The organism is Rhizobium redzepovicii (assembly GCF_019793435.1).
Lineage (GTDB): Bacteria > Pseudomonadota > Alphaproteobacteria > Rhizobiales > Rhizobiaceae > Rhizobium > Rhizobium redzepovicii.
The window spans coordinates 111219-123998 of sequence record NZ_JAILYH010000002.1 but is presented as its reverse complement, the minus strand read 5'-3'; the positions used below and the strand labels follow the sequence as shown (position 1 = coordinate 123998).

10 protein-coding genes are annotated in these 12780 nt (G+C 61.3%); 3 read left to right on the top strand and 7 right to left on the bottom strand.

Annotation, left to right across the window (positions count from 1 at the left end):
* Positions 1–98 precede the first annotated feature (98 nt).
* Positions 99–3125 carry an alpha-mannosidase gene (locus K6N12_RS02995; RefSeq protein WP_097624275.1) on the top strand — a complete coding sequence of 1009 codons (3027 nt, stop codon included), beginning with the start codon at positions 99–101 and terminating at the stop codon, positions 3123–3125.
* A gap of 90 nt (positions 3126–3215) precedes the next feature.
* Here K6N12_RS02995 and K6N12_RS02990 read toward each other — a convergent pair whose 3' ends face one another.
* The gene (locus K6N12_RS02990; RefSeq protein WP_097624276.1) at positions 3216–4157 is read right to left on the bottom strand and encodes a LysR family transcriptional regulator; all 942 of its coding nucleotides are present in this window, start codon (positions 4155–4157) and stop codon (positions 3216–3218) included.
* A 123-nt stretch (positions 4158–4280) separates the two neighbouring features.
* Between K6N12_RS02990 and K6N12_RS02985 the strand changes: the two genes are divergently transcribed.
* A complete protein-coding gene (locus K6N12_RS02985) occupies positions 4281–5165 on the top strand; it encodes an alpha/beta hydrolase (RefSeq protein ID WP_097624277.1) in 885 nt (294 codons plus the stop codon).
* Here the strand turns inward: K6N12_RS02985 and K6N12_RS02980 are convergent.
* Positions 5123–5758: a TetR/AcrR family transcriptional regulator gene (locus K6N12_RS02980; RefSeq protein ID WP_097624278.1), complete on the bottom strand. Its 636-nt coding sequence runs from the start codon at positions 5756–5758 to the stop codon at positions 5123–5125. The genes K6N12_RS02985 and K6N12_RS02980 overlap by 43 nt on opposite strands.
* A gap of 147 nt (positions 5759–5905) precedes the next feature.
* Between K6N12_RS02980 and K6N12_RS02975 the strand changes: the two genes are divergently transcribed.
* A complete protein-coding gene (locus K6N12_RS02975; RefSeq protein ID WP_131710600.1) occupies positions 5906–8368 on the top strand; it encodes a beta-glucosidase in 2463 nt (820 codons plus the stop codon).
* Between the two features lie 32 nt (positions 8369–8400).
* Here K6N12_RS02975 and K6N12_RS02970 read toward each other — a convergent pair whose 3' ends face one another.
* The 5 genes from K6N12_RS02970 to K6N12_RS02950 all read right to left on the bottom strand — a co-directional run bounded on the left by K6N12_RS02970 (position 8401) and on the right by K6N12_RS02950 (position 12780).
* Positions 8401–8937: an OmpA family protein gene (locus tag K6N12_RS02970; protein ID WP_097624280.1), complete on the bottom strand. Its 537-nt coding sequence runs from the start codon at positions 8935–8937 to the stop codon at positions 8401–8403.
* A 13-nt stretch (positions 8938–8950) separates the two neighbouring features.
* The gene (locus K6N12_RS02965; RefSeq protein WP_222148717.1) at positions 8951–9625 is read right to left on the bottom strand and encodes a L,D-transpeptidase; all 675 of its coding nucleotides are present in this window, start codon (positions 9623–9625) and stop codon (positions 8951–8953) included.
* A gap of 262 nt (positions 9626–9887) precedes the next feature.
* On the bottom strand, positions 9888–10892 hold the full coding sequence (locus K6N12_RS02960) for an ABC transporter ATP-binding protein (protein ID WP_222148774.1): 1005 nt from the start codon (positions 10890–10892) through the stop codon (positions 9888–9890).
* Complete coding sequence (locus tag K6N12_RS02955) at positions 10892–11869, bottom strand: ABC transporter ATP-binding protein (RefSeq protein WP_222148716.1); 978 nt, start codon at positions 11867–11869, stop codon at positions 10892–10894. The genes K6N12_RS02960 and K6N12_RS02955 overlap by 1 nt, the downstream gene beginning before the upstream one ends.
* Complete coding sequence (locus K6N12_RS02950; RefSeq protein WP_222148715.1) at positions 11866–12780, bottom strand: ABC transporter permease; 915 nt, start codon at positions 12778–12780, stop codon at positions 11866–11868. Before K6N12_RS02950 ends, K6N12_RS02955 begins: the two co-directional genes overlap by 4 nt.

Here is a 12780-nt window from a genome sequence, read left to right as displayed (position 1 = left end):
GAGGAGGGCCGGCAATTTGCGATCTTTGTCGCATAATCTTCACCTCCCCAAAGCCATGATTCCAGATCGTTCGCCGCTGATTTCTGACAGGATAAACCATGCCTCTAACCATTGCCCAACGCCTCGACCGCCTGAAAGTCCGTATCGCCGAGCTGGCGCATTGGCGGGATCGGCAGAGTAGCCCGATCGACGGCTGGACATTCGAGGGTGAGCCGATCGGCCATCAGCAGGATTGGCCGCATCGCCAGGGTGTCGTGCATTTTGCCGTAAGCGCCGAGGCGCCGGAGAGCTGGCCGCTCGAAGATATCCGTCTGCAGCTCGATCTCGGCGGCGAGAGTCTGATCACGCTGAGCTATCCTGATGGCGAGGCGGAAACGTTCGGTCTCGACCCCTATCATCAGGAATTCCCGGTGAAAGGCCGCCGTTTCTCGATTGCGACGGAAAGCGTTGCGCGCTTTCCGTTCGGCGAGCCGAACCGGGCGCCGCGGCTGAACAAGGCCCGGTTCATCTGGCTCGACGGCCCGGCTCATCGCCTGCATCTTCTATTGAAGCAGGTTTCCGAGGCGATCGATGTGCTCGGCGAGCATGAAGTCGTGCCGCATCTGATGGATGCCGCCGAACAGGCCCTGCGCAGCCTCGACTGGCCGTCGGATACGTCGGCTTATATCTCCCGCACCGCCGATGCCGTGATGCAGCAGAAGATCTGGGAGCTGCCGGAGCTTGCGGTAAATCCGGCAGGTCTGAGCGATGAGCAGAGCGCCTCGGCAGCCTCTGCCTTCGAAGCGCTGACGGCGCGGTTGAAGGACCTGCAGAAGCGCTTTCCGCCAAATGGCGAGCTGCTGCTGACCGGTCATGCGCATATCGATCTCGCCTGGCTCTGGCCCTATCGCGAGACGCGGCGGAAGATGCGGCGCACCTTCAACACGGCACTGTCGCTGATGGAGCGTTCGGCCGATTTCCGATTCAACCAGTCGACCGCCCACTACTATGCGCAGATGGAAGAGGAAGACCCGGAGCTTCTCGAACGCATCAAGGAGAAGGTCGCGGAAGGTAAATGGGAAACAGTCGGCGGCATGTGGGTCGAGCCTGATACCAATATGCCCACCGGCGAAAGCCTTGTCCGCCAGGTGCTCTACGGCCAGCGCTATTTCGAAAAGACCTTCGGCACGCGCCATACGGTGTGCTGGCTGCCGGATTGCTTCGGTTTCTCCGGCGCGCTGCCGCAGATCCTCAGACAGGGCGGCATCGACAGCTTCTTCACCATCAAGGTCAATTGGAGCGAGACCAACCATATCCCTTCCGATCTCTTCTGGTGGAAGGGCCTCGACGGCAGCCAGGTGCTGACTCACACTTTCGACAATCCGATGCAGGGATATAACGGCTTCGTGCAGGCCGATTGCTATCTGCCGACGTGGAAGAATTTCCGCGGCAAGGCGCAGCACGATACTTCGCTTCTGGCTGTCGGCTATGGCGATGGCGGCGGCGGCGTGACGCCTGAAATGGTGGAGCGCGAAGTGCAATTGCGCGATTTCCCGGCCATCCCGCAGGCGCGCTGGGGCACCGTCAAAAGCTTCTATGAAAAGGCGCATCGCACCGCGGGCGAAAAGGACCTTCCGGTCTGGGACGGCGAAATCTATCTCGAACTGCACCGCGCGACGCTGACGAGCCAAAGCGGCGTCAAACGCAAACACCGCCAGGCAGAACGGGCGCTGATCACCGCTGAAACGCTCGCTTCACTTGCCCATATGCTGGGGGGCGAAAAGCCGAAAAGTCTCGAAGCGGATTGGCGCGTGGTGCTGAAGAACGAATTCCACGACATCCTGCCGGGATCGAGCATCCGCGAGGTTTATCAGGATGCGGAGCAGGAACTGGGTGGCGTCATCGACCACGCCAAGTCCGAGCAGGCAAAGGCCTTGCAGGCGCTCTCGGCCCATCTGCCGAAGGGCGGGCTCGGCAATGCGCTCGTCGTCGTCAATCCGTCGCTTGCGCCACGGCCGGTGAGCGCCACGCTTGCCGACGGCACGGTCATCTCGGCCGGCGATATCGTCGCTCCTCTATCCGTCGCGGTCTTCGATCGGCAGGTGCTTCGGCCGGCCGGCCGGCTGACGGCCAGCCCGGATCGCCTCGAAAACGACTATCTCGCTGTGACCATCGGCAAGGACGGGGCGGTTGCGAGCCTCATCCACAAGGCGAGCGGCCGCGAAGCGGTCGATGGTTCGGCCAACCAGCTCTGGGTCTATCCTGCCGACAAGCCGCGCAATTGGGACGCCTGGGATATCGACGCCGATTATGCCGAAAAGGCCATCCGTCTCGAGGCGCCGGAAAGCATTTCGCTTGTCGAAAGCGGCCCGCACCGCGCGGCAATCCGCGTCGTTCATCGCTACCGGAATTCCAGCGTCACCCAGACCTATGTGCTCAGTGCCAATGCGAAGCGGCTCGATATCGAAACGGCGATCGACTGGCATGACCGCCGCACCCTGCTGCGCACCCTGAACCCGGTCGATGTCCGGTCGCGGAAGGCAACGTTCGAATGCGCCTTCGGCGTCGTCGAGCGCGCGACGCACACCAACACCTCCTGGGAACAGGCAATGTTCGAGGCGGTCGCCCATCGCTTCGTCGATATCAGCGAGCCGGGTTTCGGTGTCGCCCTGCTTAACAATGCCAAATACGGCCATAGCGCACGCGGCAATGTGATCGGCATGAGCCTGGTGCGCGGGCCGATCTATCCGGATCCACTGGCCGATGAAGGCGAGCAGAGCTTCACCTATGCGCTGATGCCGCACGAAGGCACCTGGCATGACGGTGGTGTGCTCGACGAGGCGATCGATCTCAACCAACCGCTTGTCGCAGCTGAAGCCAGCGGCCTCTCCGCCGGCACTTTTGCGCCGCTAGCGGTCACCGGAATCCCCGTCGCGTTCTCAGGCCTGAAGCCGGCAGAAGAGGGCGACGGTCTCATCCTGCGCCTCTACGAACCGGCCGGCCGGCGCGGCACGCTCGCCCTCGACCCGCCTTCAGGATGGACGGCATCGCAGCCGCTGAACATTCTCGAAGAGCCGATGGAGCGGAAGGGAGCTGCCGACATCATGCCGTTCGAAATCCGGACCTGGAAGCTGCAAAATGGCTGACGCCTGACCGCCATGCGTGCCGGGAATTAAATGGCCGATGGCAAACGCACCATGATTTGAAGAACTGGCGGGCGCTCCTGAAAGCAGCTGCTATCCCCTAGAATTGGATGAGACGCCAGCCGCATCCGGCGGTCGAAAAGCGTCGGGTCGGGCGGCAAAGTTCGTAACTACAAAATCCACGAAAGCGCGGACTTTTGGTGAAAGCTGACGATTGGACGGCCAGACGAGCGAGAGCGAACCGTACGGCACCATGAAGGAAGTCAGGACGGGGACCAAACTTCCGGCCCGCATATGGGACTCTGCGACGTAGACGGGCAGATGCGCAAGGCCCAAGCCGTCCCGTGCTGCCCGCAGACCTGCATCCGTGTTGTTGAACGTAAGGTTCCTTGGGAAAATTACCCGATCGTATGGTGAGCGGAATGCCCACGGCGCAAGCCGGCCACTGGATGGGTATTTGAAGTGAATGCAGGCATGTTGGGAGAGGTCATCCGGCGTCTGCGGTCGTCCATGGCGCTTGAAATAATCGGGACTTCCGCAAACGACGAAATGCTGGTCGCCGAGATGGCGGGCAATCAATCGTGCATCGGCAAGCTCACCGCTGCGCACGACGACATCCAGGCCCTCTGCGACCAGGTCGATGACCTTGTCTTCGAAATCGATGTCCAGTTCGATCTCCGGAAACTGCTCGGCAAAAAAGGGCAGGATCGGCATGAGAAGGTGATGCCCGACGATATGCGGCACGCTGACGCGCAGGCGCCCCCTTGGACGTTCCCGGCTTCGTGAGATCGTGGCCTCCGCGTCATGCATGTCGTCGATGATGCGTTTGTAGCGCTCGTAGAGCAGGGTTCCTTGCTCGGTCAGGCTGATGCTGCGCGTGGTGCGGTTGAAGAGCCGCACGCCCAATCGGCTTTCGAGCCGCGCGACCGCTTTTCCAATCGCGGAGGGTGAAACGCCGGCGACGCGCGCGGCTCCGACATAGCTCTGCTGTTCAGCAGCATAGACAAGGGCGAAAACGCTCGCGAGGCTTTCCATTTGGCACCCGATTAGAGAGATTTTGTCCTTTATGTACGCCCGTGAGCTGCCATTGATCAATATTGCGCAGGAAATATCCTTTGTCGCCAAGCGTTATCAGCCCCGCACCAGAGGAGTGGAAGCATGCAGGACTATGCAAAAGAATTGCCTGAGCACGTCAGCAAATACATTGGAGAGAACGAGCTGTTTCTGGAGATATTTCGGGGGAACAACAGTTCGTCGCAGCGCGCACGACCGCCTTTGCTTTTCGTTCACGGCGCCTTCACCGGCAGCTGGATGTGGAGCAAGCACCTTCCTCACTTCATATCGGCCGGATGGAATTCTTACTGCATCAATTTGCGCGGCCACTACAAAAGCAGATCGGTCGATTTGACCAAGGTCGAATTTGAGGACTACCTGGACGACATCCGCCAGGCGATCTCCGAAATCGCTGAGGAATGCGCAGCTCCACCTGTTGTGATCGGCTTCAGCATGGGAGGGATACTGAGCCAGAAACTGGCGGAAAGCGTCGGGATTGCCGGGCTGGTGCTGATCGATTCCAGCATTTGCAGGCAAGTGCATGACGAGGTGCCCTATCGTCATCTTGCACCCAGAATGCCGGGTCTGGTTGTGCCGGCGCCGGCGCGCGACGAGCAAAGCAGCGCCGATGAAACGCTCGACGATATCACGTTCCAGCGGAAGTACCTGTCGATGGAATCGGCGAAGGCATTCGCCGCATTTTCCTTTCATTTCGGGGCGGAGGGGATTTCCGTCGATGGCGGGAAAATCACCTGTCCCAGCCTGGTCATCTCAGCCGTCAAGGATGAAGAGGATGATCGCCGAGGCCGGGCGACGGCGCGGCATATTGGCGGCGAGTATCTGGGGCTTCAGGGGACGACACATACGGGTCTGCTGGTCGGGCAAAGATACTATGAGGCCGTAAGCTGCATGATGGTTTGGCTGGCGCGCTTTGCAGATAGCTCCAGTCAGCCTTCCAAGCTGAGGCTTGTCAGCAGCCGGCCGACATAGGCTTCCAAGCCGCCGACCATGTCGAAGCGGTCGGGATCGCGCAGCCAGAGCATCTGCAGGCCGTCCATCACCGCGATCAGTTCGGCGGCCATTGCCCTGCTGTCGATCCTGGCGTCAATCGCGCCGTCGGCAATCGCCCGTTCGAAGGTCGCGGCGATGTCGTTCTGCATCTGGGTGGCGCGCGCGAGAAACCATGCCTTGGCGGGGTGGTCCTTCATAAGGCTCTCGGCATTCAGGATGGCGAAGGCCCTGACGACCTCGATCATGTCGGCGTTGCGGCGGAAGATGGCGACCATGCCCTTGAGCAGGCCGCTGAGATCGGAGCGATAATGCTCGATGAAATCAGCACTTTCGAGATCGCGTTGTGCGAGGATTGCCAGCAGCAGATCGACCTTTGTGGGAAAGTGGTGCAGCAAGCCGGGCAGCGACAGGCCGACATCCCGGGCTATATCGCCGATCGCGGCATTCTGATAGCCGTCCTCGGCAAAGCGCCGCATCGCCGCCGTCAGGATTTCCGCGCGGCGTGTCTCTCCCTTGCGGGATCGGCGCCGTCGTTTTTCCTCTCCGGTCTGCTGTTCCGACAATTCTGCCATTGTCTCTTGTCTGCCTCTTGGAGCGGCGATCAGCCGGTCCTCGGCCGATTTCTCCCATGCTCTCCATCCTTACATCAGGCTTGCGCGATTGACATCTTAAAAATACCGAGTAATCGGTAGGTTTAAGAATTTCCTTGGGAGGTTTGCATGATCGATTCCATTCTCGACCAGATGACGCTCGAGGAGCAGGTCTCCCTGTTATCCGGCGCCGATTTTTGGACGACCGTTCCGGTCGAGCGCCTCGGCGTGCCGAAGATCAAGGTGACGGACGGGCCGAACGGCGCGCGCGGCGCCGGCTCGCTGGTCGCAGGCGTCAAGGCGACGTGCTTTCCCGTCGGCATCGCGCTTGGCGCCAGCTGGAATCCCGAACTCGTCTCGCAGATGGGCGCAGCCCTTGCGCGCCAGGCAAAGAGCAAGGGTGCCGCGGTGTTGCTCGCGCCCACGGTGAATATCCATCGTTCCGGCCTCAACGGCCGCAATTTCGAATGTTATGCCGAAGATCCGATGCTGACCGCCGAATTGGCCGTCGCCTATATCGCCGGCGTGCAGGGCGAGGGGATCGCGGCGACGATCAAGCATTTCGCCGGCAACGAATCCGAGATCGAGCGGCAGACCATGTCTTCCGATATCGATGAGCGGTCGCTGCGCGAAATTTACCTGCCGCCCTTCGAACAGGCCGTGCGCCGCGCCGGCGTGATGGCGGTCATGTCCTCCTATAACCGCCTCAACGGCACCTATACGAGCGAGCATCACTGGCTGCTGACGAAGGTGCTGCGCCAGGAGTGGGGTTTCCAAGGTATCGTCATGTCCGACTGGTTCGGCTCGCATTCGACCGCCGAGACGATCATTGCCGGTCTCGATCTCGAAATGCCGGGTCCGGCGCGCGACCGCGGCGAGAAATTGGTTGCCGCCGTGCGCGAGGGCAAGGTCGAAGCCGAAAACGTGCGGGCGGCGGCGCGGCGCGTGCTGCTTCTGCTCGAGCGGGTCGGCGCTTTCAAGAGCAAGCCAGATCTGACGGAGCGAGCAATCGACCTGCCCGAGGATCGGGCGCTCATCCGGCGCCTCGGCGCCGAGGGCGCAGTTCTCCTCAAGAACGACGGCATCCTGCCGCTTGCCAAGACCTCGCTCGACCGCATCGCCGTGATCGGCCCCAATGCGGCAAGCGCACGCGTCATGGGCGGCGGCAGCGCACAGATCGCGGCGCATTATACGGTCAGCCCGCTCGAAGGTATTCGCGCCGCCCTTTCCAATGCCAACAGCATCAGCCACGCGGTCGGCTGCCGCCACAATCGCCTGATAGACGTGTTCAAGGGCAAGATCACCGTCGAATATTTCAAGGGCCGCGGCTGCAAGGGCGAGCCGCTGCATGTCGAGATCGTCGACAAGGGCGAATTCTTCTGGTTCGAGCTGCCGTCGGGCGAACTCGACCCTGCCGATTTCTCGACCCGGATGACCATGCAATTCGTGCCGGAGGAAAGTGGCGATCATGTCTTCGGCATGACCAATGCCGGCCTGGCGCGGCTCTTCGTCGATGGTGCACTGATGGTCGACGGCCATGAGGGCTGGACGCGCGGCGAAAACTATTTCGGCACAGCCAATGACGAGCAGCGCGGCAGCGTGGCGCTCGAAGCCGGCCGGGCCTATGCTGTCACCGTCGAATATGAGCCGTCCATCGCGAGCGGGGAGGGCATCAATCTTATCGCCGTCCGTTTCGGTGTGGAAAAACCGCTCGGCGAGGCCGATATCGAGGCAGCCGTCGAGACGGCCCGCAATGCCGATTTGGCGCTTCTCTTCGTCGGCCGCGACGGCGAATGGGATACGGAAGGTCTTGATCTGCCCGATATGCGGCTTCCGGGCCGGCAGGAGGAACTGATCGAGCGGGTGGCCGCCGCCAATGCCAACACCGTCGTCGTGCTGCAGACCGGCGGCCCGGTGGAAATGCCCTGGCTCGGCAAGGTCCGCGCCGTGCTGCAGATCTGGTATCCGGGGCAGGAGTTGGGCAATGCCGTCGCCGACGTGTTGTTCGGCGATGTCGAGCCCGGCGGGCGCCTGCCGCAGACCTTCCCGAAGGCGCTAATCGACAATTCCGCCATTACAGGCGATCCCGCCGTCTATCCCGGCAAGGATGGGCATGTGCGTTATGCCGAAGGCGTTTTCGTCGGCTACCGCCATCACGATACACATGCCGTCGAGCCGCTCTTCCCCTTCGGTTTCGGCCTTGGCTATACCCGCTTCAGCTGGGGTGCACCGCGGCTGTCGGCCGCCGAAATGGGCGCCGATGGCGTGACTGTCAGTCTCGACCTGATCAATACCGGCGACCGGGCGGGATCCGAACTGGTGCAGCTCTATGTGCGTTCGCCGAAGACCAAGGTGAAGCGGCCGGACAAGGAGCTGCGCGCCTTCGCAAAACTTTCGCTGCAGCCTGGCGAGACCGGCACCGCCACCATGAAGATCCTGCCGCGCGATCTCGCCTATTTCGACGTCGAGGCTGGCGCCTTCCGCGCCGAACCCGGTGACTATCAGCTGATCGTGGCGGCGAATGCCGCGGATATCAGGTTCGTCGTCGAGCTGTCGTCCCCATCCAGCTACGTACTGCTGCCGTCTCACTGACGGCGGGCGACGAGGCCGCTGCTGACCTGCAATCAGACCGCGTCGGGCTGGCTGCGGAGATTGGTGACAACGCGTCGGTTCTGTACCTTGCAGGAGCGCTCCGTGCAGTCGCGGACTTCGCGATCGTTGCCGTAGCCCTTGGCCCACATGCGCTTCGGATCGACGCCCTTCGAGGCAAGATAGGCCATCGCCGCGTCGGCGCGCTTCTGCGACAGCGTCTCCATCTTCGAAGCGGAACCGGAATCGTCGGCAAATCCCTGCAGCTTGAGCAGCCAGGTCGGGTTCCTGTTTAGCCAGGCGGCCTGGTTGTCCAAGGTTGCCATAGCGACGGAATCGAGCACGGCCGAGTCCTGCTTGAAGTAGATCCGCCGGCCGACAGTGAGGATAAAATCCTCTTCGCTGCCGGCTGCGACGTTTTCGAAACCGGGCGCCGGATCGTTGGTCTGGCCGGTCATCGGCGCTGCAGTGGGTTCTTCCAGGGAGGCGATCTTCGTGGTGGAGCAGGCGGCAAGTGCGAGGAACATGGCCGCGGCGAGAAGGCGGCTCGTATATCCGGTCGTAGCAGACATCAGGTGATATTCCTTATTCGACCGGGGTTGGTTGGCTGACCTGCGTGGTGCTTTCGGCCTGGTCGGCAATATGCGGCAGAACCTGGACGGCCGTGCCGATCGGGCAACGCTGGTAAAGGTCGATGGCGTCTTCGTTGAACATGCGGATACAGCCGCTGGAGGCATCCTTGCCGATGCTCCAGGGCTCGAGCGTGCCATGGAAGCGATAGCCGGTGTCGACGCCGTCGCGATGCAGATACATGGCGCGGGGGCCGAGCGGGTTCTTCGGTGAACCGCCTGCGACGAATTCGGGCAGTTCGGGATGGCGCTTGCGCATCTCCGGCGGCGGCGTCCAGCGCGGCCAAAGCGACTTGGCGTCGATCGTGGCGCGGCCGAACCATTTAAAACCCTCGCGGCCGACGCCGACTCCGTAGCGAATGGCGGTTTTGTTCTCCATGATCACGTAGAGAAAATGGTGCCTTGTATCGACGACGACGGTGCCGATCGGCTCGCTGCTGAAATATTTGACGACCTGGCGGTGCCATTTCCTGTCGATCTTGGCGAAGTTGGTCCCTCGGAACGTCACGCCATTGTCGACGATGGTGCCATCAAAATAGGACGAGGCCGCGGCGAATGCCGGTCTGCCGACCGCACCGGCGCCAAGTAACGCCAAACCACCGAGCAAAATTTCCCTGCGGGTCCCCAGCATCGGCAATATCCCCCTTAAAGCCAAGCAGCGGAGTATCAGTAAATCAGATTTTTCATTTGCGACAACAGAAAATTGTTCTCCATCTTAAAGACCCGGATCGAGTTGCGGTCTTCTGGATATATTTGCTTCAACGGTTACTTGGGAGGAGAACGTTACACCCTGCAAACTCGCGACCACTCGAACGGATGGATCCTTGTCAGCAGTCCTGATGCCATGCGGTCGACCGCGCGCGGCTCCAGGAGCGAGTCCCGTTGGTTAGGGGTTATGCATCGTTGAGATGGCAAGCCGACAGGTGCCCCGGTGCAATTTCCTTTTTCACCGGCACTTCCAGACGGCAGCGATCCATCGCAAACGGGCATCTCGGATGGAAGTGACAGCCTTCCGGCGGGTTTATCGGGCTGGGGAGTTCGCCATCGACGGGCTTGAACTGTCGCTTGCCGGGTTCGATGCGCGGCACCTCGGCCAAGAGCGCTTTCGTGTAAGGATGATTGGGCCGCCTGAAAACCTCCTCGACGGGCGCTTCTTCGACAATGCGGCCGAGATACATGATCGCAACGCGATCGGAAATATGTTCCACGACGCCGAGATCATGGCTGACGAACAAATAGGTCAGGTCGAGCTTGTCACGAAGTTCCATGAACAGGTTGATGACCTGAGCCTGGATGGAAACGTCGAGCGCCGCGACGCTTTCATCACAGACGAGGAATTTCGGCTGCACGGCGAGCGCGCGGGCAATATTGACGCGCTGCCGCTGGCCACCGGAAAACTGATGCGGGTATCGCTGTTTCATGGCCGGGTCGAAACCGGCCAGCATCAAATATCTGTCGACATAGGCGTCGCGTTCCGCCGCGCGGGCAAGCCCATGCGTTCGGGGCGCCTCCCAGATAAGCTGCTCGACGGTCATGCGCGGATTGAGAGCCGCCATCGGATTCTGGAAAATCATCTGGCTGGCGAGACCGAACTGATGCTGCTCGCCTTTCGACATGGCGCTTCGATCCATCCCCTTCCAGAGAATCTGGCCCTGGCTCGGCGAAGTGATCCCTGCGATGGCGCGGCCGAGCGTCGACTTCCCGCAGCCGCTTTCACCGACAAGGCCGACAACCTCTCCGGGCCGGATGCTGAGGCTGACATTATCAAGCGCGTGAACGACAGGCGCCGGTTTGGCCAGCTTGAGCTTTAGCGCGATCTTGGCGGCGAGGTCGGGCTTGGCTCCGAAGCGCTGCGACACGTTCCTCGCTTCGATCAGGGGCGTGGCGATCGCCGTCATCATGCTATCTCTTTCGTAACGGGATGAATGCAGCGGAAAGAGCGGTCGCCTTCCGGCATGAGCGCCGGCATGACCAGACAGCCGTCGGTTGCCCGATCGCAGCGCGTACGAAAACTGCATCCCTGTGGGAGCCGGTTGATCGCCGGCGTCATGCCGCGGATCTGGTGAAGGGGTTCTCCACGTCTGTTTTGTGAAGGAACGGACGCGATCAGACCGGCCGTGTAGGGATGGTGAGGATCGGTCAGAACCTTGCCCACCGGTCCGGTCTCGACGAGGCGGCCGGCATACATGACGGCGATCTCGTCGGCCAATCTTGAGACGATCGCCAGATCGTGGGTGATCCAGATCACCGCGGTATTTCCCTGTTCGGTGAGTTTCTGGAATTCGGAAATGATCTGGCTCTGGATCGTCACATCAAGCGCCGTTGTCGGTTCATCGGCGATGATAAGGTCCGGCTTGTGAAGAAGCGCGATGGCAATCGCCACGCGCTGGCGCATTCCGCCGGAAAACTGATGCGGATAGGCGGCAAGCCTTTCTTCAGGGCTTGGTATTCCGACCAGCGCCAAAGCATCCCGCGCCCGCTGCCGGGCGGTATCCTTCGGGACTCGCTCGTGTGCCTGGACGGCTTCCACCATCTGCGTTCCGACCGTCAGGACCGGATTGAGCGTCATCATCGGATCCTGGAATACCATGGCGATCCGCTTGCCGCGCAGCTGCCGCATCTCTTCGTCCGAATATTTCGCGATGTCGGCGCCGTCGAAGATGACCCTGCCGCCAACAACCCGGCCGGGTTTTTCGAGGAGCCGCATGATCGAGAAGCCGGTCACCGACTTTCCGGATCCGGATTCCCCGACAAGACCAAGGACCTTGCCGCGCTCCACCGTGAACGACACATCGTTGACGGCGCAAAGGCTGGGGCGTCCCCTGCCGCCGCCGAATTCGGTGACAAGATTGCTCACTTGCAGCAATGGAGTCATGACATGTTCCTCGGGTTGAGCACGTCGCGCAGCCGGTCACCGACGAGATTGATCGCCGCGATCGTGACCAGAAGGGCAATGCCGGGAAAGAAGCTGATCCAGTAGAGGCCTGTCAGAAGATACTGGTAGCCCGTCGAGATCAGCATGCCGAGCGAGGGTTCGGTCACAGATGCACCGAGACCGAGGAAGGATAAGGTTGCTTCGAGACCGATTGCCCGGGCGATCTGCATCGTGGCGATGACGATGACCGGCGCAAGACAGTTCGGCAGCAGGTGCCTGAAGAGGATGCGCCATCCGGGCAGTCGCAGCATCCGGGCCGCCTCGATATATTCCTTCTCGCGCTCGACCAGGGCGGTGCCGCGGACGGTTCGGGCATAGGTCGCCCACTCGGCAATGATGAGTGCGATCACGACATTCGGCACGCCCTTGCCAAGCACGGCAAGCATCATGAGCGCCATCAATATTGTGGGAAACGACAGCTGCAGGTCGACGAGCCGCATCATCGCGGTTTCCATGCGCCCTCCCATGTAAGCAGCGAACAGGCCGGCTGAGGTTCCGATGATGGCAGCGGCGAAAGCCGACAGAACGCCCACCAGCAAAGAGGTGCGCAGCCCATAGAGGATGCCGGACAGGATATCGCGGCCCTGGCTGTCGGTACCGAGGTGATAGACGAGCCCGGTCATGGATTCGGACCCCGGCGGCAGTCGTCCATCCATGATGTCGAGCTGCATCAAATCATAGGGATTTTGCGGAGAGATCCATGGCGCAAACAGCGCCAGGCAACAGATGATCAGCAGCGTGAGGAAGGCGATCGCGGCTGCCGGAGAGCTGAAGAAATCCGCGATCCCTTTCGACAGACGACTGGGTTCGGGCGTTGGAGCGCTTGTGTCTTGCGTGCGTGGTTCGGCCAT